This window comes from Microcella frigidaquae (assembly GCF_014200395.1).
In the GTDB taxonomy this organism is placed as follows: Bacteria; Actinomycetota; Actinomycetes; order Actinomycetales; family Microbacteriaceae; genus Microcella; species Microcella frigidaquae.
In genome coordinates this window covers 122,893-148,095 of record NZ_JACHBS010000001.1, presented here as the reverse complement: position 1 = coordinate 148,095, position 25,203 = coordinate 122,893, and the positions used below count along the sequence as shown (strand labels likewise).

At 70.9% G+C, this 25,203-nt stretch carries 20 protein-coding genes and 4 tRNA genes; 8 read left to right on the top strand and 16 right to left on the bottom strand.

Translation table 11 applies throughout. The features are described from left to right. Positions 1-167 precede the first annotated feature (167 nt). The 5 genes from BJ959_RS00705 to BJ959_RS00685 form a co-directional block, all read right to left on the bottom strand. Positions 168-1,352: a hypothetical protein gene (locus BJ959_RS00705; protein ID WP_153981181.1), complete on the bottom strand. Its 1,185-nt coding sequence runs from the start codon at positions 1,350-1,352 to the stop codon at positions 168-170. Then, the gene (locus BJ959_RS00700; protein ID WP_153981182.1) at positions 1,336-3,213 is read right to left on the bottom strand and encodes a glycosyltransferase family 2 protein; all 1,878 of its coding nucleotides are present in this window, start codon (positions 3,211-3,213) and stop codon (positions 1,336-1,338) included. The genes BJ959_RS00705 and BJ959_RS00700 overlap by 17 nt, the downstream gene beginning before the upstream one ends. Positions 3,214-3,315: 102 nt before the next feature. Beyond that, positions 3,316-3,390 (bottom strand) — tRNA-Val (locus tag BJ959_RS00695). Between the two features lie 32 nt (positions 3,391-3,422). After that, positions 3,423-3,493: transfer RNA gene (locus BJ959_RS00690), tRNA-Cys, on the bottom strand. Between the two features lie 36 nt (positions 3,494-3,529). Beyond that, a tRNA-Gly gene (locus BJ959_RS00685) sits at positions 3,530-3,601 on the bottom strand. A gap of 152 nt (positions 3,602-3,753) precedes the next feature. Between BJ959_RS00685 and BJ959_RS00680 the strand changes: the two genes are divergently transcribed. Then, positions 3,754-3,826, top strand: a tRNA-Val gene (locus tag BJ959_RS00680). A gap of 3 nt (positions 3,827-3,829) precedes the next feature. Here BJ959_RS00680 and BJ959_RS00675 read toward each other — a convergent pair. The 4 genes from BJ959_RS00675 to zapE all read right to left on the bottom strand — a co-directional run bounded on the left by BJ959_RS00675 (position 3,830) and on the right by zapE (position 8,995). Continuing rightward, on the bottom strand, positions 3,830-4,969 hold the full coding sequence (locus BJ959_RS00675) for a hypothetical protein (RefSeq protein WP_153981183.1): 1,140 nt from the start codon (positions 4,967-4,969) through the stop codon (positions 3,830-3,832). Positions 4,970-5,068: 99 nt separating this feature from the next. Next, a complete protein-coding gene (locus BJ959_RS00670; protein ID WP_153981184.1) occupies positions 5,069-6,340 on the bottom strand; it encodes an ammonium transporter in 1,272 nt (423 codons plus the stop codon). A gap of 194 nt (positions 6,341-6,534) precedes the next feature. Then, positions 6,535-7,890: a Na+/H+ antiporter NhaA gene (nhaA, locus tag BJ959_RS00665; RefSeq protein ID WP_153981185.1), complete on the bottom strand. Its 1,356-nt coding sequence runs from the start codon at positions 7,888-7,890 to the stop codon at positions 6,535-6,537. Between the two features lie 91 nt (positions 7,891-7,981). Next, complete coding sequence (gene zapE, locus BJ959_RS00660; RefSeq protein ID WP_153981252.1) at positions 7,982-8,995, bottom strand: cell division protein ZapE; 1,014 nt, start codon at positions 8,993-8,995, stop codon at positions 7,982-7,984. Between the two features lie 61 nt (positions 8,996-9,056). Here zapE and BJ959_RS00655 point away from each other — a divergent pair, with 61 nt between their 5' ends. Further along, positions 9,057-9,812 carry a dihydrofolate reductase family protein gene (locus BJ959_RS00655; RefSeq protein ID WP_153981186.1) on the top strand — a complete coding sequence of 252 codons (756 nt, stop codon included), beginning with the start codon at positions 9,057-9,059 and terminating at the stop codon, positions 9,810-9,812. Here BJ959_RS00655 and BJ959_RS00650 read toward each other — a convergent pair. Beyond that, positions 9,739-10,992 carry an alpha/beta fold hydrolase gene (locus tag BJ959_RS00650; RefSeq protein ID WP_153981187.1) on the bottom strand — a complete coding sequence of 418 codons (1,254 nt, stop codon included), beginning with the start codon at positions 10,990-10,992 and terminating at the stop codon, positions 9,739-9,741. The genes BJ959_RS00655 and BJ959_RS00650 overlap by 74 nt on opposite strands. A 79-nt stretch (positions 10,993-11,071) precedes the next feature. Here BJ959_RS00650 and BJ959_RS00645 point away from each other — a divergent pair, with 79 nt between their 5' ends. The 4 genes from BJ959_RS00645 to BJ959_RS00630 all read left to right on the top strand — a co-directional run bounded on the left by BJ959_RS00645 (position 11,072) and on the right by BJ959_RS00630 (position 16,461). Continuing rightward, on the top strand, positions 11,072-11,671 hold the full coding sequence (locus BJ959_RS00645; protein WP_153981188.1) for a DUF3000 family protein: 600 nt from the start codon (positions 11,072-11,074) through the stop codon (positions 11,669-11,671). Further along, complete coding sequence (locus tag BJ959_RS00640; RefSeq protein ID WP_341799847.1) at positions 11,664-13,013, top strand: HRDC domain-containing protein; 1,350 nt, start codon at positions 11,664-11,666, stop codon at positions 13,011-13,013. The genes BJ959_RS00645 and BJ959_RS00640 overlap by 8 nt, the downstream gene beginning before the upstream one ends. 80 nt (positions 13,014-13,093) lie before the next feature. Beyond that, entirely contained in the window at positions 13,094-14,293 is a 1,200-nt protein-coding gene (locus BJ959_RS00635; protein ID WP_153981189.1) for an acetyl-CoA C-acyltransferase, read from the top strand. 2 nt (positions 14,294-14,295) lie between these two features. After that, positions 14,296-16,461, top strand: a complete 2,166-nt coding sequence (locus BJ959_RS00630; RefSeq protein WP_341799848.1) for a 3-hydroxyacyl-CoA dehydrogenase NAD-binding domain-containing protein — start codon at positions 14,296-14,298, stop codon at positions 16,459-16,461. Positions 16,462-16,525: 64 nt separating this feature from the next. Here BJ959_RS00630 and dxs read toward each other — a convergent pair whose 3' ends face one another. The 5 genes from dxs to dut all read right to left on the bottom strand — a co-directional run bounded on the left by dxs (position 16,526) and on the right by dut (position 23,120). Next, positions 16,526-18,469 carry a 1-deoxy-D-xylulose-5-phosphate synthase gene (gene dxs, locus BJ959_RS00625; RefSeq protein ID WP_153981190.1) on the bottom strand — a complete coding sequence of 648 codons (1,944 nt, stop codon included), beginning with the start codon at positions 18,467-18,469 and terminating at the stop codon, positions 16,526-16,528. Between the two features lie 85 nt (positions 18,470-18,554). Continuing rightward, positions 18,555-21,239: an aconitate hydratase AcnA gene (gene acnA / locus BJ959_RS00620; RefSeq protein ID WP_153981191.1), complete on the bottom strand. Its 2,685-nt coding sequence runs from the start codon at positions 21,237-21,239 to the stop codon at positions 18,555-18,557. 62 nt (positions 21,240-21,301) lie between these two features. Beyond that, a complete protein-coding gene (locus tag BJ959_RS00615) occupies positions 21,302-22,045 on the bottom strand; it encodes a DUF3159 domain-containing protein (protein WP_153981192.1) in 744 nt (247 codons plus the stop codon). Further along, positions 22,042-22,662, bottom strand: coding sequence for a DUF3710 domain-containing protein (locus BJ959_RS00610; protein ID WP_341799850.1), 621 nt, complete (start codon positions 22,660-22,662; stop codon positions 22,042-22,044). Before BJ959_RS00610 ends, BJ959_RS00615 begins: the two co-directional genes overlap by 4 nt. Continuing rightward, positions 22,659-23,120 carry a dUTP diphosphatase gene (gene dut / locus BJ959_RS00605; protein WP_153981193.1) on the bottom strand — a complete coding sequence of 154 codons (462 nt, stop codon included), beginning with the start codon at positions 23,118-23,120 and terminating at the stop codon, positions 22,659-22,661. Before dut ends, BJ959_RS00610 begins: the two co-directional genes overlap by 4 nt. Positions 23,121-23,152: 32 nt before the next feature. Here dut and BJ959_RS00600 point away from each other — a divergent pair, with 32 nt between their 5' ends. Further along, positions 23,153-23,596: a DUF3093 domain-containing protein gene (locus BJ959_RS00600; RefSeq protein ID WP_153981194.1), complete on the top strand. Its 444-nt coding sequence runs from the start codon at positions 23,153-23,155 to the stop codon at positions 23,594-23,596. Positions 23,597-23,606: 10 nt separating this feature from the next. Here the strand turns inward: BJ959_RS00600 and BJ959_RS00595 are convergent, their stop codons facing one another. Beyond that, positions 23,607-23,897, bottom strand: a complete 291-nt coding sequence (locus BJ959_RS00595; RefSeq protein ID WP_047564621.1) for a DUF4193 domain-containing protein — start codon at positions 23,895-23,897, stop codon at positions 23,607-23,609. A gap of 206 nt (positions 23,898-24,103) precedes the next feature. On the opposite strand from BJ959_RS00595, the gene sepH reads away from it, so the two are divergent. Next, complete coding sequence (sepH, locus tag BJ959_RS00590) at positions 24,104-25,186, top strand: septation protein SepH (protein ID WP_165878971.1); 1,083 nt, start codon at positions 24,104-24,106, stop codon at positions 25,184-25,186. Positions 25,187-25,203 lie beyond the last annotated feature (17 nt).

The following is a 25,203-nucleotide window of genomic DNA, read 5'->3' as shown; positions in this document are numbered from 1 at the left end:
TCGGTCGGTGAACAGACCGAAGCCGTCCGTCGGCTCCGTCGCGGTGATCGCGGCGGGGGCGGCAGGGGCGGCCGGATGCTCGGCCGGGGCGTCGACAGACACGCGGTCTCCTCACGGAGGTCGAGGGGCGAAGGGCGGGCTCAACTCTACCGGCGGCCGCCGGTGGCTCAGCCCGAGACGAGCACCCACGCCGTCGCGACCGACTGCATCCAGTCGAGCACGATGGCGCGGTCGAGCGCCGCCGCCCAGGCGATGAGGATCTGCAGCACCGCGACGAGGTCGACGAGCGCGTTCGTCAGGGGGGTGCGGGCGCCGGGGATCAGGGTGATCGCGAGCAGGCTGAGGAGCAGGAACGTGGTCCCCGCGGCGCCCGGGTGGAACACCCCGAGCAGGAAGGCGACGTTGAGCAGCACGAAGACGATCGCCGATACCGGGATCGCCGCGGGCCGTCGCACGATCGCGGCGACCAGCCACGCGCTCGCGAGCGGAGCGGCGATGAGCCAGCCGGTCGGGGTCGAGTACAGTCCGACGAGGGCAGTGACGCCGGCCGGCACGCCCGCGACGATCACCGCGAGGTCGAACCCCGGCCAGGCCGAGCCGAAGAACAGCAGGTTGAGGAACATGATCGTCGCGAAGGCCCCGAGCGTGGGGAACGCGAGCACGAGCATGTTGGCGGCCCGGAGGCCCGGGGCCGCCGTGCGGCCGTGCCGGAGGAAGGGCGATGCCAGGACGGCCACCAGTGCGTAGAGGATGCCGGAGGGGTCGCTGAGCGCGGCCAGCATGAGCAGGATGCCCGCGCGGAAGCCCGCCTCGGTGCTTCCCCAGTTGACGAAGCGCACCAGATCGGCGAGCGCGAGCCCGAAGAAGGTCAGTGCGAGGAAACCGGGCAGGTTCTCCAGGGCGAAGTAGGCGAACAGCGGGTTGGCGGCGAGCCCGAGCACCAGGATGATGCCCGTCGAGCGCGGGATCGAGCGCTGGGCGATGATCTCGGCCACCTTCTGCAGCAGGAAGCCCGCCGCGATCGCGCCGATGATGCTGAGGCCGACCCGCCCGACGGGATTCGCCGAGGCCAGCAGGACCGCTGTGTGCGGATACAGCAGCGCGAGCCACTCCGCATCACCGCGCGTCCAGTCGATGGCCGCCACGGCCGTCTCGAGGTCGGCGTTCGGGGCCGTCTGCGGATGCGGGACCGCCTCGAGCAGGAGCGCGAGCAGCACCAACGGTGCCGCCGTGCCGAGGCGGAGCATCCACCGCCAGATCGGGTTGCGCGGGAACGGATCGAAGCGGGTGCGGCCGGTCGAGCGGTTCGAGCGATCGCGCCGCAGCACCGGGGCCTCAGTCGTGCTGGACATGCGTCGTCAGTCCGTGCTCGGTCTTCTCCCAGTAGTGCGGCTTCGTGAGCAGCTGCCAGAGGCCCTTGTACGAGGCGATCGAGTGCAGCAGCCAGTACACCGGGTTGAGCAGCGCCCACAGCACGAGGTGGAACGTGCCGCGCTTGTACGGGCCCATCATCGAGAGGTAGATCATGATCACGTTGCCGAACACGAAGTTCAGCAGGGTCAGCCAGAGCAGCCAGACCGGGAAGAGCTCGGCGAGGGCGTTCACGGGGAGCGCGATCGTGATGGCCGTGACGACGTAGAACGGGATCACGCCGAGGAACGTCGCAGGGGTGCCCGCGATCAGCAGCACGAAGCTCAGGAACCGACGCAGACCGATCTGCCGGATCAGGGCCACCGGCTGCCGGGCGTGCACCAGCGTGGTCTGCATGTAGCCCTTGATCCAGCGCGAGCGCTGCCGGATGAAGTTCGGGATCGAGGTGTTCGCCTCCTCCATCGTCGTCGAGTTGATGACGCCGATGCGGTAGCCGAGAGCGCTCGCGCGGATGCCCAGGTCGGCGTCCTCGGTCACGTTGTACGGGTCCCAGCCGCCGAGCTCGATGAGCGCCGAGGTGCGGAAGTGGTTCGACGTGCCGCCGAGCGGGATCGGCAGGTCGCCGTAGTCCAGGCCGGCCAGCATGTAGTCGAACCAGTAGCTGTACTCGAGCGTGAACATCCGCGTCAGGGCGTTCTCGGAGTCGTTGAAGTAGTTCAGCGAGGCCTGCACGCAGACCATGTCGTCGCCGCCGCGCCGGAAGGCGACGACGGCCTTCTTGAGCTGGTCCGGGTCGGGAGTGTCCTCCGCGTCGTAGATGACGAGGTACTCGCCGGTGGCGAAGTAGAGGCCCACGTTGCAGGCGCGTGGCTTCGTCTGCGGCTGCCCCTTCGGGATCGTCACGACGCGGAAGTGCGGCGGCGGATTCGAGGCCTCGACCGCGGCGAGGGTCTCGGCGTCCTCCTCCTCGATCAGGATGAGCACCTCGAGCTTCTCGGTCGGGTAGTCGAGACCGCCGAGGTTGCGGATCAGCTGCCCGACGATGTTCGCCTCGCGGAACACCGGGACGAGCACCGTGTAGCGCGGGAGATCGCGGTCATCGAGCGCGTGCACCTGCGCGGTGGTGATGCGCTCGACGACGTCGTAACGCGCCCCGCGCATGGCGACGATGAACTTGAAGCTCGTACCGGCGAGGAAGACCAGGCTCAGCACGGTGAGCGCGCCGATCCCGGTCTCCAGGGGGCGCAGCACCGCCGCGAGCAGGATGCCCACCGCGAGCACCGCGCCGAGCACCTTCTGCGACCGGCTGAACGTGATGCGCGCCGACATCATCGGGTTCTGCCGCCACAGCTCGTTCGCCGCCTCGTCGGCGATCTCGGAGCGGAACAGCCGCAGGCAGGCGTTCTTGATGTCCCAGGAGGTCGTGGCGACGAACTGCACCTCCGCCCCGCCGAGCAGCGCGCGGATGTGCGCGACACGCTCGGGGGCGACGCCGCGGGCCGTGGCGATGAAGATCACGCCGGCGTCGTTACGGCGGATGGGCATCCAGTTCTCGGCGAGGTAGGTCTGGCCCGGGAATCGGCGCACGACGGCATCGTCGAACTTGACGGCCTCCAGATCGATGGGATGCACGCCCCAGGCGTGGGCCTCCGCGAGCAGCAGGCTCTCGGAGTCGAGAAGCCCCTGGCTGATCAGCACCTCGTCGATGTGGGCGCCGGTGCGTTCCTTCACCCGACGGGCGAATGCGAGGTTCTCCGGCGACACGAGTCCCGAACGCAGCAGCAGATCGGCGAATGCCTCGCTGTCGGCCACGCGCGCGGCGGCCTCTCCCCCCGGAGCCATAGCTTCAGCCTAGAGTCTTCGTGAATGCCGGTCATGCCCCCGTAGTGGGTGCACAGCACCGCGAGGTCAAACACGAAAACCCCCGGCAGACCGGGGGCTTTTTGGTGGGCGATACTGGGATCGAACCAGTGACCTCTTCCGTGTCAGGGAAGCGCGCTACCGCTGCGCCAATCGCCCATTTCTGGGATGTTGCCGGTAGTCGACCAGCGAGGTGGCGACGGGATTCGAACCCGTGTGCACGGCTTTGCAGGCCGCTGCCTCGCCTCTCGGCCACGCCACCGTGGGCACGACCCCGACTACCAGAGGTCATTGCTCGAGCGGATGACGAGATTCGAACTCGCGACCCTCACCTTGGCAAGGTGATGCGCTACCACTGCGCCACATCCGCATTTCGCCTCCCGCTCTCGCGGGGTGCATCGAAACTCTAGCCCAACTCTCCGGCGAGGGCCAAACCGAGCGGAGGGCGTGTCGCCACCGTCCCGCGAGCCCCGTGCGTGCCGTCGGAACCGCGGCGCGGGATATGGCAAGATAGTGCCGCACGGGCGATTGGCGCAGTTGGTAGCGCGCTTCCTTCACACGGAAGAGGTCATCAGTTCGAGTCTGGTATCGCCCACCGTCACGACTCTCCCGCCTCGATCTCGGCGGCTCGACCGCGCGCCGCGCCGACCAGCCGGCCGGCCGCCGCGGCGGCGCACCACCCGACGAGCGCCGCCAGTGCACTGACGAGCGCGACCACGACCACGGCAACGACCTGCGTCAGCAGCCCGAGTGTCGCCCCCGAGGCCGCGAGGCCGAATCCGTCGGCGAGGATCGTCGCGATCAGACCGCCGATCGCCGTTGCAACGATGATGCCGAGCGCGGCACGGCGCACCGGATCGGCGCCGACCGGCGCGCGCAGGACGATCGCGGTACCCGCCGATGCCCCCACGACCGCGGCGGCGACCAGTCCGAGGGGCGCGAGGAAGGCACCGCCCGCCCCGACGGCCGCCCAGCCGAGCGCGGCACCCAGCACCGCTCCCCCGCGCGGGCGGCCCCGACCGACAATGCGGGCCACGACGAGCCAGCTGAGCACCCCGAGAAGGATGCCCGCCCCGGCATTCACGACGAGCCGACCGGTCGCATCCGACACGACCCGCTCGACACCGACCATCCACGCGGCGGCCCCGAGCGCGAGCAGCCCGATCGCGAGCGCGGAGCGGAGGCGCGACGGTCGCGGCGGCAGGCCTGCAGTGCTCGATGGCTGCGGAGCGTGCGCCGAGTCCGGTCCGGGCCGCACGGAGACCGCGGCGGCCGGGATCAGCGCGAGCACGAACAGCGCCGCGGCCGGCGCCGTGAACAGCGCGAGCACGCCCGTCGCGTCGACCGCGTCGAGAGCCCGCTGGACGAACGACGGCACCGTGCCGACCGTGGCCGCGAGCACCGGACCGATCGCGAGACCACCCCAGATGCCCGCCTGCACGGCGGCGAGGGGAGCGCGGAGGGGGACGCGGCTCCCCCACCGGTCGGCCGAGACGACCGTGACGATGATCGTGACGGCGGCCGCCGCAGCGGCATCGAGCAGCGCGGCCAGAGGGTCCTCGCGGAGGGCGAGCTGAGCATCCAGGGCCAGCACGGAGGTGGCGGCGGCTAGCCCGGCGGCGATCGCGGCCACCAGCATTCCCCTCCGCACCGGGCGGAGCAGCAGCACGGCCGCGGGCGCTGCGGTGAGCACGAGCGCCGCGGCGACGAGCTGCAGCACAGGGTCCGAGGCGAGCACGACGCGTCTCCTTCCACGTGCGGGGCGCAACGACGACGGGGCGCCACCCTCTCGCGAGAGTAGCGCCCCGAGGATCCGCCACGGAGGCGGAACCCGTCGTTACTTGGCGGCGTCGAGCACGTAGCCCTCTTCACCGTGGACGATCGGGTCGATGCCCGCGATCTCGTCCTCCACGGTGACGCGGAACCCGATGGTCTTCTCGATCGCGTAGCCGATGATGTAGGCGACGACGAACGAGTAGATCATGACCACGAAGGCCGCGATCGCCTGAACGATGAGCTGGTTGAACGAGCCGCTGAAGATCAGGCCGGTGCCGTTCGCGAAGAAGCCCAGGTACAGGGTTCCGATGAGGCCGCCGACGAGGTGGATGCCCACGACGTCGAGCGAGTCGTCGAAGCCGAGCTTGAACTTCAGGTCGACCGCAAGGGCGCAGAGAGCACCGGCCAGCAGGCCGAGCACGATCGACCAGAGCGGGGTGAGGAATGCGCAGGCCGGTGTGATCGCGACGAGACCGGCGACCGCACCCGAAGCCGCGCCCACCGAGGTCGGCTTGCCGTCCTTGATCGCCTCGACGACGAGCCACGCCAGCAGCGCGGCAGCCGGGGCGGCGATGGTGTTCAGGAATGCGATGGCGGCGACGCCGTCGGCCGCGAGCTCCGAGCCGGCGTTGAAACCGAACCAGCCGAACCACAGCAGACCGGCGCCGAGCAGCACGAACGGCGGGTTGTGCGGCACGTGCGCACCCTTGGCGAAGCCGACGCGCTTGCCGAGAACGAGCGCGAGCGCGAGGGCGGCGGCACCGGCGTTGATGTGCACCGCCGTACCACCGGCGAAGTCGAGAGCACCCACGCCGAACGCTTCCTGGAGTCCGTAAGTGATCCAGCCGCCGTCGGCGAACGAGCCGTCATCGGCGAGCGAGAAGTTGAAGACCCAGCTCGCGACGGGGAAGTACACGAGGGTCGCCCACAGACCAGCGAAGAGCATCCATGCGCCGAACTTCGCGCGGTCAGCGATCGCACCCGAGATGAGCGCGACGGTGATGATCGCGAAAGTCGCCTGGAACGCCGCAAAGGCGATCAGTGGATATCCACCAGCAGGCTCCGAGGCCTCCTGGAACACGGCGTCAAGGCCGAGGTTCGTCAGGTCGATGTTGAAGGGCGCGTTCACGCCATCGCTGGTGGCGAAGGCGATCGCGTAGCCGTAGAGCACCCAGAGCACACCGATCAGGCCGATGGCGCCGAAGCTCAGCATCATCATGCTGATGACGCTCTTGGCCTTCACCAGGCCGCCGTAGAAGAACGCGAGTCCGGGTGTCATCAGCAGCACGAGCGCTGCCGAGAACAGGAGGAAGGCGGTATTGCCCTGATCCATGTCAAACCTCTCTTACCGTGGCAAAGGGACGCGCCCGGCTCGAGGACTCCCGTTCGGGACGGGATTCCCCCGGCGAGACCGGGTACGTGCTCAGTGTTGGGTCGGGAGGTTTCGGCGGAGGGGTTGCCGTATTTCGCTCGCGTTACGCGCGGAGCCCTCGCGTAAACATCGTGTTTCGGACAGCCCCCAGGGCCTTAAGCATTCGCTCGGTCCTCGTCGTAGATGTCGGGGATGCCGTCGCCGTCCGCGTCGACCGCGTCCTCGGCGACGCGGCGCCGGTAGTGGCGGTTGCGGCCGCCGAGCAGGGCGACCGCAAGCAGGGCTGCGATGAGCGACCCGAGCAGAATGCCCACCTTGCCCACATCGTCGAGGGGCGTGCCCTGCCCGAAGCTCAGCTCGTTGATCAGGAGGGAGACGGTGAAGCCCATGCCCGCGAGCAGCGCGAGCCCCACGAGGTCGATCCACGCCACCCCCCGCGGCAGCGAGACGCCCGGGATGCGCGTGACGAGCCAGGTGGCCACCGTGATGCCCACCGTTTTTCCGACCACGAGCCCGACGATGATGCCGAGCGCGAGCGGGCTCGTGACGGCCTCGACCAGTCCGTCCCAGCCGCCGACCGCGACACCGGCCGAGAAGAACGCGAAGACCGGAACGGCGATGCCCGCGCTGAGCGGACGGTAGCGGTGCTCGAAGATCTCGGCCAGGCCCATCCGCTCGCCGAGCCCGTCGGCGTCGCCGCCCCGCGCGCGCACCGGCACCGTGAACGCCAGCAGCACGCCGGCGACCGTGGCGTGCACCCCCGACTCGAACATGAAGAACCAGACCAGGACGCCCAGCGGCAGCAGCACGAACCACGCTGCCGTCTCGCGCTCGCGGAAGAAGTCCTGGAACCGCTGCACGATCAGCCCGTAGACCGCGACGCCGATCAGCGAGGCGAGCAGGAAGACCGGCTGGAGGTCGGTCGTGTAGAAGAACGCGATGATCGTGATCGCGATGAGGTCGTCCACCACCGCGAGGGTCAGCAGGAAGGTGCGCAGGGCGATCGGCAGTGCCGTGCCGACCACGGCGAGCACCGCGAGCGCGAAGGCGATGTCGGTCGCGACCGGGATCGCCCAGCCGCGGACCACCTCCGGGCCCTCCGCCCGGACGATCGCCAGGAAGATGATCGCGGGGACGACCACGCCCCCGACGGCCGCGACCACCGGCACGAGGGCCTTGCGCGGGTCGCGCAGCTCCCCCGCCACGAACTCGCGCTTGAGCTCGAGCCCGGCCAGGAAGAAGAAGATGGCGAGCAGCGCGTCGGCCGCGAACTTGCCGACCGAGATCTCCCAGGAGAAGGCGCCGAAGGAGATCTCGAGATACGTCGAACGCAGTCCGACGTAGCTCTCCGCCAGCCCCGTGTTCGCGGCGATGAGCGCCAGCACGGTGGCGGCCAGCAGCAGGAAGCCCCCGACGGTCTCGCGGCGAAGGATGCGCTCGATCCAGAGCGACTCGCGGTAGCGGCGCGCGGGCTCGGTCAACGGGGCGGAGACAGCAGGCTGAGACGCCATCGGAGGCCTTTCGGGGTCACGGTACGGTGCTACTCCCCGAGGCCGGTGCGCCGAGGAGGCCGACCAGGCTTCCCGGCGCTCCACCCCCAGTCTACGAGGTGGTGAGGGCGATCATCCGCGAGACGGCCCGTAAGTACTTCTTGCGGTAGCCGCCCGCCAGCATCTCGTCGGGGAAGATCTGGTCGAGCGGGATGCCCGTCGCATGGATCCGCACCTGGGCGTCGTACAGCCGATCGACGAGGGCGACCAACCGCAGCGCGTCGGTCTGGTTGCTCAGCACGCGCACATCGCGCAGGCCCACCGCCTCCAGACCCGCGATGAGCCCGACGTAGCGGCTCGGGTGCACGGTCGCGAGGTGCCGCAGCACGTCGTCGAAGACGTCGACCGTCACGCCCGCCGGCGCCTGCGCCGACTCCGCCGCGATGCGCGCGGCGAACGCGGCCTCGTCGAGCGCGACGGCGTGCCCCTCGATGTCGCGCTTGCGGTAGTCCTCGCCGTCGATCCGGACGGTGGTGAAGCGGTCGGCGAGCGCGTGGATCTCGCGGAGGAAGTCCTGGGCGGCGAAACGGCCCTCGCCCAGCGCGTGCGGCGGCGTGTTCGAGGTCGCCGCGATGCGCGAGCCGCTCGCGACGAGCTCGCCGAGCAGCCGCGACATCACCATCGTGTCGCCCGGGTCGTCGAGCTCGAACTCGTCGATCGCGATCAGCGATGCCCCGCGGAAGTGAGCGACGGCCTCGCGGTAGCCGAGCGCCCCGACGATCGCCGTGTACTCGATGAAAGTGCCGAAGTACTTGCGGCCGCGCGTGCGGTGCCACAGCGCGGCGAGCAGGTGCGTCTTGCCGACGCCGAAGCCGCCATCCAGGTAGACACCGGGCTTCGCGACCGCCGGGGCCGGCTTGCGCGAGAACAGGCCGCGCGGTGCCGCGATGGTCTCGCTCGAGAACGTCCGCATCGCCTCGACAGCCTCGGCCTGCGAGGGGAACCGGGGGTCGGGAACGTAGTTCTCGAGACTCGCGGTCGCGAACTGGGGCGGGGGCATCAGGTGGCCGACGAGCTCGGCAGCGGTCATGCCCGTCTGGCGGTCGATCAGACGGCCGACCGTCATCGTGGAATCCACGCCTCGATTCTACCGGCGCTCCTGGGTGCCGCCTGACTAGCCTGAGCGCATGCACGCGGCATCCGGAACCGAGACCCCGCGCCTGCATCGCGTGCTGCCGGCCGGGCCGACGATCACCCTGACCGATCCGGATGCCCGCTCCGCTCTGCTCGACAGCTACCGGCTCAACGACCCCGCGTGGCTGCGGCTCACGCTCGTCGCGACCCTCGACGGCCGCGCTGCCGGCGGCGACGGCACCTCGGAGTCGCTCACCTCGCGCGTCGACCGCACGGTGCTCGGCGTGGTGCGCGAACTGGCCGACGCGGTGCTGGTGGGGGCGGAGAGCCTGCGGCGCGAGCCCGGCCTCGTCCCCCGCGCCCGACCGCTCGTCGTGCTCTCGGCCAGCGGGCACCTCGGTGCCCCGCGCACCGCGCCGTCCCGTCCCGGGGCTCCCTCGCTGCTCGTCGCGACCACGGCGGCGGGCGCGCGGCGCCTCGCGGACGAGCGCCCCGAGGCCGAGGCCATCGTGCTGACGCCCGACGACACGGGTCGACTGCCGCTCGCGGCGGTGATCGACGTGCTGCGCGACCGCGGGCTGCGCCGGATCGCCGCCGAAGGCGGTCCCCGGGTGGCGGGCGCCCTGCTGCGGGCGGAGCTCGTCGACGAGGTCTGCCTGACGCTCATGCCGCTGCTCGGCGGGGCGGAGCTGCCGCTGCTGGGCGGAGACCTCGACGGGCTGGGAGATCAGCCGCTCAGCCGGCTGCGGCTCCGCCAGCTGCTGGCCGACGACGCGGGCGCGCTGTACGGCCGGTGGTCGACGCACTGACCGACCCGCCGGTCAGCCCGCGCTCGTCGAGCCAGGTGCGGATCGCGCGCTCCCACCGCTCGGCGTCGTAGTTCCAAAGCTTGGTGTGCCGGGCCCGGGTGAAGCGCTCGAGCCGCACGGCGTCCGGCCGCGCGGCGGCGAGGGCGACGCTTCCGTCGCTGGGGACGAAGCCGTCGTCATCGCTGTGCAGCACGAGGATGGGCACCGGGAGCTCCGCGGAACGAGCGACCACGTCGAGCCGGGCGAAGTCGATGGGCGACTCCAGCCCGATGAGGGACGAGCCGCGGGGGGATCCGAGCAGGGCGAGCGCGGCATCCCGCACCGCCGGCGGCAGGCCGAACTCGGACGCCTGGAAGCGCAGCACCGTGACCCAGTCGACGACCGGAGACTCGAGGACGACGCCGTCGATGCGGTGCGCGAGCGAGGAGCTCAGCAGGCACTGCAGCACAGTCGCGCCGCCCATCGACCAGCCCATCAGGACGATGCGGCGCGCACCCCGCTCGATCGCGAGCACGATGGCCGCCTCGACATCGCGCCACTCCTCGCCGCCGAGGGCGTAGCGGCCGTCGGCGCTCGCCGGGGCCTCCCCGTCGTTGCGGTAGCTGACGAGCAGGCAGCGGTACCCGGCCGCACGGAACACCGGGATGGCGCGGAGCGGCTCGGCGCGCGTCACCCCCCGCCCGTGCACGGCGATCAGCCAGGGCGATGCGGTACCCGTGTTGACAGGCTCGACGAGCCAGGCGGGCGCGACCCCGACCGGGGTCTCGACTCCGACCTCGGTGTAGGGCAGCCCGAGATCGGCGGGCGTCTGGTACCACCACGCGCTCCACCGGCCGACGGATGCCCGCTCGAGGTCGCCCCGCTGCACCCCCTCCAGGCGGCGCAGCACCGTGGCCTCCTCGAGGGCGATGACGTCGCCGACTCGCGCGTGGCCGCGATCGTCGTCGAAGCGCAGGCTGTAGCGGCCCGCGACCTCGGTGTCGGGGGTGCGCCCGAGCAGCACCGTGCCGGCGGCGCGATCGACGGCGAGAATGGGGATGTCGTAGGCGCGGCGCCGCGGCGGAGTGACGACGTCGCGCGCGACCCGGACCGCCAGCAGGGCTCCCGCTGCGGCACCGATCAGCCCCGCGGCGACCGCGGCGACGGCGACACGCGCGGCGAGCCGTGCGCCGGCCCTCACGAACGCTCCGGGTGCAGGGGCGGGAGCGGCGCGGCGAGTCTCACGCCCGGAGACTAGCAACTGCGCCTAGTCTGCACACGTGCCTTCCGCTAGCCCCGACGGGTCGACACCGCAGGCCGTCTTCGCGCGTGTCGTCGCCTCGGTCGAGCGCGCTCGGCTGCGCGATGAGCTGGAGGTCTCGACGATCCCCGCTCCGACGGGCCTTGCGCCGTTCGCGCACGCTCTCGCCGCCGACGTCAACCCGGCGCGCCACGCCGACGACTCCGACTTGGGCACCGGCCGGCTCGTGATCCTCTACGACCCCGACTCCCCCGACGGCTGGGGTGGCCCGGTGCGGGTGATCTGCTACGCGCAGGCTCCCCTCGAGACCGAGATCGGGCTCGATCCCTTCGTGACCGATGTCGCCTGGTCATGGTTGGTCGACGCCCTCGCCACCCGCGGCGCGCAGTACACCGCTGCGAGCGGCACGGCGACCAAGGTGCTCTCGACCGGTTACGGCGAGCTCGCCGGCCAGGGCAGCGGGGCGCAGATCGAGCTGCGCGCGTCGTGGACGCCGCTCGAGCTCGACCTCTCCTCCCACGTCGAGGGCTGGGCCGAGCTGCTGTGCATGGTCGCCGGGTACCCGCCGGCAGCGGATGGCGTGGCGGTGCTGCCGCCGCGACGGGGGTCGCGTGGCTGACCGTCCGCCGATCACCGACCCCTTCGCCATCCCGCCCGAGCTCGCGCGGGCTATGACCACGGAGCGCGCCGCCATTCCCGCGGTCACGGCCGGACCGACCGCCCCCAGGGAATCCGCAGCGTCAACGCTCCCGCCCGCCCGCCTCGCCGAGGTGCCCCGCGTGATCGACAGCCCCGACGACTTCGCGGCCGCGGTATCGGCCCTCGCGGCCGCCACGGGGCCGGTTGCGGTGGATGCCGAGCGCGCGAGCGGCTTCCGGTACTCGCAGCGCGCCTACCTCATCCAGGTGTTCCGCCGTGGTGCCGGAACCTTCCTCGTCGACCCGATCGCGATCGACGACTTCGCTCCGCTGCAGGCAGCGATCGGTGATGCCGAGTGGGTGCTGCACGCCGCCAGCCAGGACCTCCCCTGCCTCCGCGAGCTGGCACTCGAACCCACGACGCTGTTCGACACCGAGCTCGGCGCCCGCCTTGCGGGCATGCCGCGTGTCGGGCTCGGCGCGGTCGTCGAGGAGACCCTCGGCCTGCACCTCGCGAAGGAGCACTCCGCGGCCGACTGGTCGACCCGCCCCCTGCCCGACGCGTGGCTCACCTACGCCGCGCTCGATGTGGAGCTGCTGCTCGACGTGCGCGATCACATCGCCGAACGGCTCGACGCCGCTGGCAAGCTCTCTCTCGCCCACGAGGAGTTCGCGGCCGTGCTGGCCAAGCCGTCGACGCCCGTGCGCGCCGAGCCTTGGCGACGGCTCACGGGCATCTCGTCCCTGCGCGGTCAGCGGTCCCTCGCCGTGGCGCGCGAGCTGTGGCGTGCCCGCGACGCCTACGCCCAGGAAGTCGACACGGCACCCGGACGCCTGCTGCCCGACGCGTCCATCGTGGCCGCGGCCCGCGCACCGCTCACCGCCAAGCGCGACCTCGCCGCGCTCAAGGCGTTCACCGGGAGGGCGAGTCGCTCGCAGATCGACCGCTGGTGGGGTGCCATCGAGACCGGCATGAGCACCGACGACCTGCCATCGATCCGCAGCGGAGAGGAGAGCATCCCGCCGCCGCGATCATGGGCCGATCGCGACCCGGAGGCCGACCGACGCTACAGGGCCATGCGCCCTCGCCTGCAGGAGATCGCCGAGTCGCTGGATCTCCCGGTCGAGAACCTGCTGACGCCGGAGCACGCCCGTCGCCTCGCCTGGCGTCCGCCGGTCGATCGCGGGGTCGACGGCATCGCCGCGGCACTGCGGGAGCTCGGTGCCCGGCCGTGGCAGATTGACGCAACCGCACAGACGATCGCGGCCGCCTTTGTCGAGGCACTCCAAGAGCCCGCAGAGGCCGGCGAGGCCGGTTCGTAGGAAGGCGCAGGCCTCCCCCCGCGCTCGCGCGCCTCTCCCTAGGCTGAGGGCTGACCATCGACCCCCTGGGAGGCAGCATCGTGGCTGAACGAGCCGACGTCGTATTCGTGGACGGAGTCCGCACCCCGTTCGGACGGGCCGGCGAGAAGGGCATGTACTGGAACACCCGAGCCGACGACCTGATCGTCAAGGCGATGATCGGGTTGCTCGAGCGCAACCCCTCGCTCCCGAAGGACCGCGTGGATGACGTGGCCATCGCCGCGACCACGCAGCAGGGCGACCAGGGCCTCACCCTCGGCCGAACCGCGGCGATCCTCGCCGGGCTGCCGCTGAGCGTTCCCGGCTACGCCATCGACCGCATGTGCGCCGGAGCCATGACCTCGGTGACGACCACCGCGGGCGCGATCGCGTTCGGCGCCTACGACGTCGCCATCGCCGGCGGCGTCGAGCACATGGGCCGCCACCCGATGGGCTTCGGCGCCGACCCCAACCCGCGCTTCCTCGCCGAGAAGCTCGTCAGCGTCGATGCCCTCAACATGGGCCTCACCGCCGAGCGCCTGCACGACCGCTTCCCGCAGCTCACCAAGGAGCGCGCCGACCGCTTCGGAATGCGCAGCCAGCAGAAGGTGGCCGCCGCTTATGCCGCTGGCAAGATCCAGCCCGACCTCGTGCCGGTGTCGATCCGCAGCGAGCAGGGCTGGGGGCTCGCAACCTCCGACGAGGGCCTGCGTCCGGAGACCACGATGGAGGGGCTTGCCGGCCTCAAGACCCCGTTCCGCCCGCACGGCCGGGTGACCGCCGGCAACGCATCCCCCCTCACCGACGGCGCGACCGTGAGCCTGCTCGCGAGCGCCGACACCGCGAAGGAGCTCGGTCTGACCTCCAAGATGCGCCTGGTCAGCTTCGCCTACGCGGGCGTCGCCCCCGAGGTGATGGGCATCGGTCCGATCCCGTCGACCGAGAAGGCGCTGAAGAAGGCCGGTCTCACGATCGATGACATCGGCCTGTTCGAGCTCAACGAGGCCTTCGCCGTGCAGGTGCTGAGCCTGCTCGACCACTTCGGCATCGACGATGACGACCCGCGGGTGAACCCGTGGGGCGGCGCGATCGCGCTCGGCCACCCGCTCGCGAGCTCGGGCGTGCGCCTCATGATCCAGCTGGCCCGCCAGTTCGAGGAGCGCCCCGACGTCCGCTACGGCCTCACCGCCATGTGCGTGGGCCTCGGCCAGGGCGGCAGCGTCATCTGGGAGAACCCGCACTACACCGGAAAGAAGGCCTGATCGTGGCGACCCCCAGCGCGACCGCGCAGTACTCCCCCGAGCAGTTCGACGAGCTGCGTGCCATCAGCGGCGACGAGGTGATCACGCACTCCTACGTCCGCGACGTACCGCTCCCGAGCGGCGGGATGCTCGCTCTCGTCACCCTCGACAACGGCCGCGACCACACCCGGCCGAGCACCCTCGGCCCCGCGGGTCTCACCGAGCTCGCCGAGGTGCTCGACGCCCAGAAGGCCCGGGCGGCGGCGGGCGAGATCCGGGCGCTCGCGATCACTGGCAAGCCGTTCATCCTCGCTGCCGGGGCCGACCTGTCGAAGGTCGGCGATATCCCGAGGTACGAGGCGGGCCTGCAGATGGCGCAGCTCGGCCACTACGCGCTCGGCAAGCTCGGCGAGCTGGGCGTGCCGTCGTTCTGCTTCATCAACGGCCTCGCCCTCGGCGGCGGCGTCGAGGTGGCGCTGAACTGCGACTACCGCACGCTCGACTCGAGCGCCGCGGCCCTCGCACTGCCCGAGGTGTTCCTCGGCATCATCCCCGGCTGGGGAGGCGCGTGGCTGCTGCCGAACCTCATCGGCATCGAGAACGCCCTCAAGGTCGTCGTCGAGAACCCGCTGAAGAACAACCGGATGCTCAAGCCCGCCGAGGCCTACGAGCTGGGCATGGCCGACGTGCTGCTCGCCCCGGCGAACTTCCTCGAGGAGTCGATCCGCTGGGCCGACGGCGTGCTCTCGGGCGCGGTGAAGGTCAAGCGCCCGAACGAGCCCGGCAAGCTCGAGCGCGCCGTGAAGTGGGACGCTGCGATCGGCATCGCCCGGAAGATGCTCGAGAAGCGTCTCGGGAAGGTCGCCGCGTCGCCGTACGCGGCCCTGGACCTCCTGGCCGCCGCCAAGAACTCGACGAAGGCCGAGGGTTTCGCCGCCGAGGACAAGGCTCTCGCCGACCTCGTCGCGGGCGACCAGTTCCGGGCATCCATCTACGCCTTCAATCTGGTGCAGAAGCGGGCCAAGAAGCCGGCGGGCGCGCCCGAGAAGGAGCTCGCGAAGAAGGTCACCAAGGTGGGCGTGCTCGGGGCGGGCCTCATGGCCAGCCAGTTCGCGCTGCTCTTCCTGCGCCGCCTGCAGGTGCCGGTGATCATCACCGACCTCGACCAGGCGCGCGTCGACAAGGGCCTCGCATACATTCGCGGCGAGCTCGACACCCTGCTGCAGAAGGGCCGCATCGACGCCGACGAGCGGAACCGCCTGGACGCCCTCCTCACCGGCACGACCGACAAGGCCGACTTCGCCGACTGCGACTGGGTCATCGAGGCCGTGTTCGAGGAGTTGTCGATCAAGCAGCAGGTCTTCGCCGAGATCGAGAAGCATGTCTCCCCCGAGGCCGTGCTCGCGACGAACACCTCGTCGCTCTCGGTCGAGCAGATCGGCGCGACGCTGGAGCACCCCGAGCGCGTCGTCGGCTTCCACTTCTTCAACCCGGTCGCGGTCATGCCGCTCATCGAGGTCGTGAAGGCCCCGAAGACGGATGACGCCACCCTCGCGACCGCGATGGCGACCGCCGCGGCGCTCAAGAAGAACGCGGTGATCACGGCCGACACCCCCGGGTTCGTCGTCAACCGCATCCTGGCGAAGGTGCTCGGCGAGGCCATGCACGCGGTCGAGATCGGCACTCCCTTCGAGACGGTCGTCGAGGCGCAGCGCCACTTCGGACTCCCCATGGATCCGTTCGTGCTGCTCGACCTCGTGGGTCTGAAGGTCGGCGCCCACGTGCTCGACACGCACCACACGGCGTTCCCCGACCGCTTCTTCGAGTCGAAGGCCCTGCACGAACTGGCCGAGGCCGGGGTGCTGCTCGAGAAGGACGGCAAGGGCAACGCCAAGGGCATCGACAAGAAGGCGGTCGCGATCGTCGCGAAGCACCGCCCCGAGGGGGCGCAGCCCTACTCGGTCGAGGAGCTCACGCAGCGCCTCGAGGACGGCCTGGCCGATGAGATCCATCGGATGCTCGCCGACGGTGTCGTCGCCGCTCCCGAGGACATCGACCTCTGCATGATCCTCGGAGCCGGCTGGCCGTTCCAGATGGGAGGGGTCACTCCTTTCCTCGACCGTGTCGGCGCCTCGGAGCGCGTCTTCGGAGCGACCTTCCACGACCCGCGGATCCGCGGCATCCGGTAGGCGGTCTGCGCGTCAGCGCGAGAGCCCCGATCATCGGCGGATGGTCGGGGCTCTCGCGCTGTCGCTACCGAGTGCGCTCGTCCTGATCGACCGCGGCGTGCTCGTCGGGCAGGGGCCGCGCGACGGGCACCTTGGTGCCGAGCACCTGCGCCACGAGGTCGCGCGCGATCGCCTGCGAGGTGAGCCCCACCCGCTCGAGGATCTCCTCCCGGGATGCGTGCTCGAGGAACTCGTCGGGGAGGCCCAGCTCGTCCACGGCGGTGTCGACACCCGCTGCCCGCAGGTCCTGGCGGATCCGGGTGCCGATGCCGCCCACGCGCACACCGTCCTCGATTGACACGAGGATGCGGTGATCGCGTGCGAGGTCGATCACGCTGCCCGGCACGGGAACGACCCAGCGCGGGTCGACGACGGTCGCCCCGATGCCCTGATCGGCGAGCCGCTCAGCGACCTCTAGACCGATCTTCGCCATCGGTCCGACGGTCACGATGAGGACATCCTTGTGCGGCGCCTCGCGCAGCACGTCGACGCCGTCGGCGGTGCGGCGCACCGCGTCGAACTCCGTACCGACGGAGCCCTTCGAGAAGCGCACGACCGTTGGCGCATCGTCCACCGCCACAGCCTCCGCGAGCTCCTCGCGCAGGCGCGTCGCGTCGCGCGGGGCGGCCAGTCGGATGTTCGGCACCACCTGCAGGATCGAGAGGTCCCACATGCCGTGGTGGCTGGCGCCGTCGGGGCCGGTGACGCCCGCGCGGTCGAGCACGAAGGTCACCCCCGCCTTGTGCAGCGCGACGTCCATCAGCACCTGGTCGAACGCGCGGTTGATGAAGGTCGCATACACCGCGACGACCGGGTGCATGCCGCCATAGGCCAGACCCGCTGCCGACGCGACAGCGTGCTGCTCGGCGATGCCGACGTCGATGATGCGGTCGGGGTGCTTCTCCGCGAGCTTGTGAAGCCCCGTGGGCCGGAGCATGGCGGCCGTGATGCCGACGATGCGCGGGTTCGCGTCGGCGAGGCGCACGATCTCGTCCGAAAACACCGAGGTCCAGGACGGTCGGCTCGACTGCTCGACCGACTCCCCCGTCTCGGGATCGATCTGCCCGACCGCGTGGAACTGGTCGGCGACATCGGCGAGGGCGGGCTCGTAGCCGCGGCCCTTCTGCGTGATCGCGTGCACGATCACCGGAGCGCTGAACTCCTTCGCCTGCCGGAGGGCGCGCTCGACGTCTTTCAGATCATGGCCGTCGACCGGGCCGATGTACTTGATGTCGAGGTTCGAGTACAGCGCCTCGTTGTTCGTGAAGCGCGAGAGGAAGCCGTGCAGGCCGCCCCGCATCCCTCGGTACATGGCGCGACCAGGAGCGCCCAGGAACCCGAACGCGCGCTCGGTGCCGCGGCGGAAGCGGTAGTAGGAGCGGCGGGTGCGCACGGTCGAGAGGAAGCGGGCCATGCCGCCGATCGTCGGCGCGTAGGAGCGGCCGTTGTCGTTGACGACGATGACGAGGTTGCGGCTGTTGTCGTCGCTGATGTTGTTCAGCGCCTCCCACGTCATGCCGCCGGTGAGGGCGCCGTCGCCGACGACGGCGACCACGTGCCGGTCGTCCTGCCCCGTCATCTCGAAGGCGCGGGAGATTCCGTCGGCCCAGCTCAGCGAGCTCGACGCGTGCGAGCTCTCGACGATGTCGTGCTCGCTCTCCGATCGCTGGGGGTACCCGGCGAGGCCGTCCTTCTGACGAAGTCGGGAGAAGTCCTGCCGACCGGTCAGCAGCTTGTGCACGTACGACTGGTGGCCGGTATCCCAGACGATCGCGTCCCGGGGCGAATCGAAGACGCGGTGGATGCCGATCGTGAGCTCGACCACCCCGAGGTTCGGGCCCAGGTGGCCGCCCGTCTTCGAGACCTCGGCGACGAGGAAGCGACGGATCTCCTCCGCGAGCTGCTCGAGCTCGGCCTCACTGAGGCGGTCGAGATCGCGCGGGTTCCGGATCGTGTCGAGAAGAGCCATTCCCCCACTCTACGGGAGGGGTCATCGCCCAGGACCCGCCGACGAACGCCTGTTGCTGGGCGTTCGCCGACGGTTCGCTGAACAATCAGACGAGGCTGCGGAGCACGTACTGCAGGATGCCGCCGTTGCGGTAGTAGTCGGCCTCACCGGGCGTGTCGATGCGCACCACGGCGTCGAACTCGATCGGCGCGCGCCCGGGCGCGGAGTGCGCGCTCGGGGTGGCGACGACGCGCACGGTCTTGGGCGTGACGCCCTCGTTGAGCTGCTCGATGCCGCTGATCGCGATCGACTCGGTGCCATCGAGCCCGAGCGAGTCGGCCGACTCCCCCGCCGGGAACTGCAGCGGGATGACCCCCATGCCGATGAGGTTCGAGCGGTGGATGCGCTCGAAGCTCTCGGCGATGACCGCCTTCACGCCGAGCAGGCTCGTGCCCTTCGCGGCCCAGTCGCGGCTCGAGCCCGAACCGTACTCCTTGCCGGCGAGGATGACGAGGGGAACCCCGGCCGCCTGGTAGTTGACGCTCGCGTCGTAGATGAACGACTGGGGAGCATCCGCCTGCGTGAAGTCGCGCGTGAAGCCGCCCTCGACGCCGTCGAGCAGCTGGTTCTTGAGGCGGATGTTCGCGAAGGTTCCACGGATCATGACCTCATGGTTGCCGCGGCGCGAGCCGTAGGAGTTGAAGTCCTTGCGGTCGACGCCGTGCGCCATGAGGTACTGGCCGGCCGGCGAGTCGGCCTTGATCGACCCCGCGGGGCTGATGTGGTCGGTCGTGACCGAGTCGCCGAGCTTCGCGAGCACGCGAGCGCCGTGGATGTCGGAGACCGGCGAGGTCTCGAGCGTCATGCCCTCGAAGTACGGGGGCTTGCGCACGTAGGTCGACTCGGCATCCCAGTCGAAGGTCGCGCCATCGGGCGTCGGCAGCGAGCGCCAGCGCTCGTCGCCCTCGAAGACCGAGGAGTACTGGTGGTCGAACATCGCCGTGTCGATCGAGGAGTCGATCGTGGCCTGCACCTCGGCGGCGTCGGGCCAGATGTCGCGCAGGTACACCGGCGCGCCGTCCGAGCCCGTGCCCAGCGGCTCGCTCTCGAAGTCGAAGTCCATGGTGCCGGCGAGCGCGTACGCGATGACGAGCGGCGGGCTGGCCAGGTAGTTCATCTTCACATCGGGGTTGATGCGGCCCTCGAAGTTGCGGTTGCCCGAGAGCACTGCGGTGACGGCGAGGTCTTTCTCGGCGATGGCCGACGAGATCTCCTCGGCGAGGGGTCCGGAGTTGCCGATGCAGGTCGTGCAGCCGTAGCCGACGGTGTAGAAGCCCAGGGCCTCGAGGTCGTCGGTCAGGCCCGCCTTCTCGTAGTAGTCGGTGACGACCTTCGAGCCGGGCGCGAGGGTGGTCTTCACCCACGGCTTCGCCTTCAGGCCCTTCTGCGCGGCGTTGCGGGCGAGCAGGCCCGCGGCGAGCATGACCGAGGGGTTGGACGTGTTGGTGCACGACGTGATCGCCGCGATCGTCACGTGGCCGTTGTCGAGCGTGAAGCTCTCGCCGCCGACCGTGACGTCGATGGGCGTCGAGGCCTCGGGAGCGTAGGAGGGCAGAACCTCCTCGAACGCTTTCTTGGCCGCAGAGAGCTCGATGCGGTCCTGCGGACGCTTCGGACCGGCGATCGAGGGCACGACGGTCGAGAGGTCGAGCTCGAGATACTCGCTGAAGCGGGGCACGACGCTCGGGTCGTGCCACAGCGACTGCAGCTTGCTGTAGGCCTCGACGAGCGCGACCTGCTCCTCGCTGCGACCGGTCAGGCGCAGGTAGTCGAGCGTGACGTCGTCGATGGGGAACATCGCGGCGGTCGAGCCGAACTCGGGGCTCATGTTGCCGATGGTCGCGCGGTTGGCGAGCGGCACCGCCGAGACGCCCGCACCGTAGAACTCGACGAACTTGCCCACCACGCCGTGCTTGCGGAGCATGTCGGTGATCGTCAGCACCACGTCGGTCGCGGTGACGCCGGTCGGGATCGAGCCGGTGAGCTTGAAGCCCACGACCTTGGGGATGAGCATCGACACGGGCTGGCCGAGCATCGCGGCCTCGGCCTCGATGCCGCCGACGCCCCAGCCCAGCACCCCGAGGCCGTTGACCATGGTGGTGTGCGAGTCGGTGCCCACGCAGGTGTCGGGGTAGGCGCGCAGCACGCCGCCGACCTCGCGGGTGTAGGTGACCTTCGCGAGGTGCTCGATGTTGACCTGGTGCACGATGCCGGTGCCCGGGGGCACCACCTTGAAGTCGTCGAACGCCGTCTGGCCCCAGCGCAGGAACTGGTAGCGCTCGCCGTTGCGCTCGTACTCGATCTCGACGTTGCGCTCGAGGGCATCGGCGGTGCCGAAGAGGTCGGCGATGACCGAGTGGTCGATGACGAGCTCGGCCGGCGCCAGCGGGTTCACCTTGTTGGGGTCGCCGCCGAGCTCGGCGACGGCCTCGCGCATGGTCGCGAGGTCGACGATGCAGGGAACACCGGTGAAGTCCTGCATGACGACGCGGGCGGGCGTGAACTGGATCTCGGTGTCGGGCTCGGCCGACGGGTCCCACGAGCCGAGCGCGCGGATCTGCGCCTCGGTCACATTCGCGCCGTCCTCGGTGCGGAGCAGGTTCTCGAGCAGCACCTTCAGGCTGAAGGGCAGCGTCTCGTACCCGGGAACGCGGTCGACGCGGAACACCTGGTAGTCGGTGCCGGCCACCGAGAGGGTGTCGATCGACTGGAAGCTGTTGACGGCGGACACGGTGACTCCTTAGGACGCGGGGCCGAAACTATCTTGATATCGAGATAAATGGATGCTATCACTCAGTCGGCGCGCCGTGCATAGACAGCACGCACCATGAGCCAGGTGACCCAGAGCACCGCCGCGTAGAGCGGCAGGCCCATGAGCAGCTTGGTCGCCGCGAGCGCGGCGGCCTGCTCGGCGAGGTACAGCGGAACCTGCACGCCGAGGCGCAGAGAGAACAGACCCACCCACAGCCACGTCGTCACGGTCAGCACGGTGCGCTTCGCCGGGTCGCTCCGCCACGCGTGATCGCCGGTGAGCAGCGCGGTGATGACACCGATCAACGGACGCCGGACGGCCAGGCTCACCAGCAGGGCGACGAGCCACACGGCGTTGATCACGAAACCGAGCAGGAAGTTCTCCTCGGCGCGGCCCGACCACAGCGCGAGGCCGGCCGACAGCGCGATGCCGACGAGACCGACCACCGCGGGCATGATCGGCGAGCGGGTGACGGCACGGACCAGGACGAAGACGACCGCGACCGCGACCGGGATCAGCACCGAGGGCGTGACGTCAGCCGTGATCGTGTACACGACGAGGAACAGGAAGCCGGGCAGCAGCGACTCGACGAGTCCCCGCACTCCCCCGACCGCGGCCCAGAGCGCCTGCGCCGTGGGGCGCTCCCCCGGCGCGACGCGCCCGAAGCCCGAGCGCTGCGCGGCATGGGCGAGCGCCTGGCGCAGCTCGGCCGCGGCGTCGGGCTCCCGCTGCCCGTCCGCTTCGTGCCCCTGCTGCGCCGGGAGCTCCTCCTCGGACCGGGTCACGCGGTGCCCGTCGCGATCTGGGCCCCTGCGGGCACCTGGAGCGGGATCAGGTCGCGCGGCGGCATCGGGGTCGAGCCGCGCACGACGACGATGCTGCGGAAGACGTCGTCGATGGCCGCCGCCGCGGCACCGCCAACGGCGCCCTCGCCCGCCACAACCCCGCGGAGGAACCAGCGCGGGCCGTCGACGCCGATGAAGCGGGCCACGCGCGTGGCGCCCGGCGCGCCGCCGGTGACGGGGATGCGGGCCAGGAGCTCCGGCCCGAACGCCCCCTCGCGCTCCTGCGTCTCACCGCCCTGGCTGCGGATCTGCTCGACGATCTGCGCGCGGATCTCGTGCCAGAGCCCGCTCGAGCGCGGCGCGGCGAAGGGCTGCACCTGCAGGGTCGAGCCGGCGATGTCGAGGCTCACCGCGACAACGCGCTTGCTGCCCTCCTCGATCTCGAGGCGCAGCTGCAGGCCCTCACGGGGCACGAGCTTCACCCCGCCGAGGTCGACGTAGGGCCGCACCGCGTTGGCCTCGCTCTCGTCGAGCGGGCCGTTCTCGGCGCGATCGGCCGGCGCCGACTTCGCATCGGCGGAGTCGCCATCCTCCACGATGAACGCTTCGTCGGTCACGGGGTTCCTCCTTCGGTGGGCTCCCCACGGTAGCCGGTCGAGCCGAATCCCTGCTCGCCGCGGTGCGAGCCGGGCAGCGCCTCGACCGGAACGAAGCGGGCGCGCACGATGGGCTGGATCACGAGCTGCGCGATGCGGTCGCCGGGTCGGATCTCGAACGTCTCACGCGCGTCGGTGTTGAGCAGCGTCACGCGGATCTCGCCGCGATAGCCGGCATCGACGGTGCCCGGACCGTTGACGAGCGTGATGCCGTTGCGGGCGGCGAGACCGCTGCGCGGCATCACGAACGCCGCGTAGCCGTCGGGCAGCGCGAGAGCGATGCCGGTACCGACCGTCGCCCGCTCGCCGGGTGCGAGCGAAACCGCCTCCGCAGCGCGCAGGTCTGCCCCCGCGTCACCCGGACGCGCGTACTCGGGCGTCGGCCCGCCCGACAGCAGCACCTCGATCGTTCGCAGCACGGGTCGAGGCTAATGCATGGTCGAATGGGGGCATGGAGTCGTACCGCGAGCGCCTGTGGCCCGCACCCTGGATCGCCCTCGTCGCCGCCCTCGCCATCCCGGCGAGCCTGCTTACGTTCGCCCCGGTGAGCATCCTCGCCGGGGCCGTGGTGGGGGTGATCCTGGCGGGCGGCGTCATCGCGGCCGCGGTGGTCAGTGCTCCGCTGATCGTGGTGGGCGAAGGGATGCTCCGCGCGGGCACGGCCCGCATCCCCCTCGCCGTCATCGCGGGCACGAGCGTCGCCCGGCGCGAGGAGGCGCGTGCGGCGCGCGGCCCGCAGCTCGACGCCCGCGCGCACCTGGTGCTGCGGCCCGACATCGACCCGGTGCTCCGAATCGACCTGGCCGACCCGGACGACCCGACGCCCTACTGGGTCGTGTCGACGCGGCGTCCGGAGGAGCTCGCCGCCGCGATCGAGGCTGGCCGCACGAGCTGAGGCACCGGGCCTAGGCGGCGCACTCCCGGCAGACCGACCCGAGCTTCTCCTCGTGGTCGAGCTGCGAGCGGTGCTTCACGAGGAAGCAGCTGATGCACGTGAACTCATCGGCCTGCGGCGGCAGCACGACGACGTCGAGGTCGATGTCGGCGAGATCCTGGCCAGCGAGCTCGAAACCGGGGTTGTCGGCGTCATCGACGTCGACGACGCCCGAGAGCTTGTCGGGAACGCGCTCCTGCAGGGCCTGGATCGAGTCGGTGTCCTCGTCGGTCTTGCGGGGGGCGTCGTAGTCCGTTGCCATGCCAGTCCACTTCTCATCAGCGCTCGGGGGCCGCGTTCGGCGGCCATAGTTTGCAGGAAGCCCCGGGGAAACGCAAACACGCGCTCCGCGGCCCGCAGGGTGGGCGAGTCGGTGCAACTTCCGGCGCGCCCACCGTATTCCCGGCGTCGCCCTCCGCGGCATGGGATGCTGTCCCCCACGAACCCGATGGGGAGGGAGCCCGGACCGTGGATGAGTTGACCGTCATCGGCGCGGAGAACGGTGCGCTCATCGTGGTGTCGGCCGACGGCGCGCGCTTCCGCGTTCCGATCACCGAGGCGCTGCACACCGCCCTGCGGCAGAACCGGCCCCCGTCGCCCGCGCCGCACCGCGTCGCGCCGCGCGAGATCCAGGCGATGATCCGCCAGGGCCTCACCGCCACCGAGGTGGCCGCGCAGACCGGCGAGCTGCTGGAGTACATCCAGCGCTTCGAGGGCCCGGTGCTGGCCGAGCGCGAGTACGTCGTGACGGCGGCCCGATCGACCCCGGTCGCCGTCGCCGCCGATGTCGAGCCCGGGACGACCGGCACCTTCGGCTCGGTCATCGACCGCCGGCTGAGCGCCCTCGGCGCGCGGGACATCCGCTGGGAGAGCCGCAAGACCGATGCGCACTGGCAGGTCTCGGTGGCGTTCCTCGACGGCGAGACCGCGCGCACCGCGACGTGGAGCTTCGACCCCAAGCGCTCGGTGCTCGCCCCCATCAACCACGAGGCGCAATCGCTCTCGCAGCAGGGCGAGAGCACTGCACCGGTCCTCCCGCGCCTGCGCGCAGTGCCCTCGGAGGCCGGAGCACGCTTCGACAGCGGCGCATTCACCCCCGTTCCCAGCGAGGACGCCCCGGGTGAGCAGGACCGACCGGATGCCCGCGACGGTGGCAACACCGCCGACCTGCTCGAGGCCCTCCGGCGCCGCCGCGGCGAGCGGGAGTCTGCGGCGACCGACGAGTGGGAGACATCGCGGGCGGCGCACCCGTCGACCGGCTCGATCCGCATCGTCGAGGTGCCTCTCGACCCGCCGACGGCCGAGGTGCCCGCTGCCGACCTGCCTACCGGCGATGCACCCGGCGCCGGTCCCTCCCCCGCCGACGACCCGCAGCTCGGCGACACGATCGAGGTGCCGACCGCGACTGACGGCACCGATGCCGTGCACGACGGCGGCGCGGAGGCATCGACGCCCCCGGCTAGCAAGAGCAGCGCGCGGCGCGGCCGTGCGGCGATGCCGAGCTGGGACGAGATCGTGTTCGGCGCTCGTCCCGACGACGACCCGGCCTAGCCGACGCAGCCGTCAGC

Coding starts and splice junctions, on each gene's coding strand:
- BJ959_RS00705 (WP_153981181.1), bottom strand. CDS start 1,352: ATGTCCAGCACGACTGAGGCCCCGGTGCTGCGGCGCGATCGCTCGAAC.
- BJ959_RS00700 (WP_153981182.1), bottom strand. CDS start 3,213: ATGGCTCCGGGGGGAGAGGCCGCCGCGCGCGTGGCCGACAGCGAGGCA.
- BJ959_RS00670 (WP_153981184.1), bottom strand. CDS start 6,340: ATGGATCAGGGCAATACCGCCTTCCTCCTGTTCTCGGCAGCGCTCGTG.
- nhaA (WP_153981185.1), bottom strand. CDS start 7,890: ATGGCGTCTCAGCCTGCTGTCTCCGCCCCGTTGACCGAGCCCGCGCGC.
- zapE (WP_153981252.1), bottom strand. CDS start 8,995: ATGACGGTCGGCCGTCTGATCGACCGCCAGACGGGCATGACCGCTGCC.
- BJ959_RS00655 (WP_153981186.1), top strand. CDS start 9,057: ATGCACGCGGCATCCGGAACCGAGACCCCGCGCCTGCATCGCGTGCTG.
- dxs (WP_153981190.1), bottom strand. CDS start 18,469: ATGGCTCTTCTCGACACGATCCGGAACCCGCGCGATCTCGACCGCCTC.
- BJ959_RS00600 (WP_153981194.1), top strand. CDS start 23,153: ATGGAGTCGTACCGCGAGCGCCTGTGGCCCGCACCCTGGATCGCCCTC.
- BJ959_RS00595 (WP_047564621.1), bottom strand. CDS start 23,897: ATGGCAACGGACTACGACGCCCCCCGCAAGACCGACGAGGACACCGAC.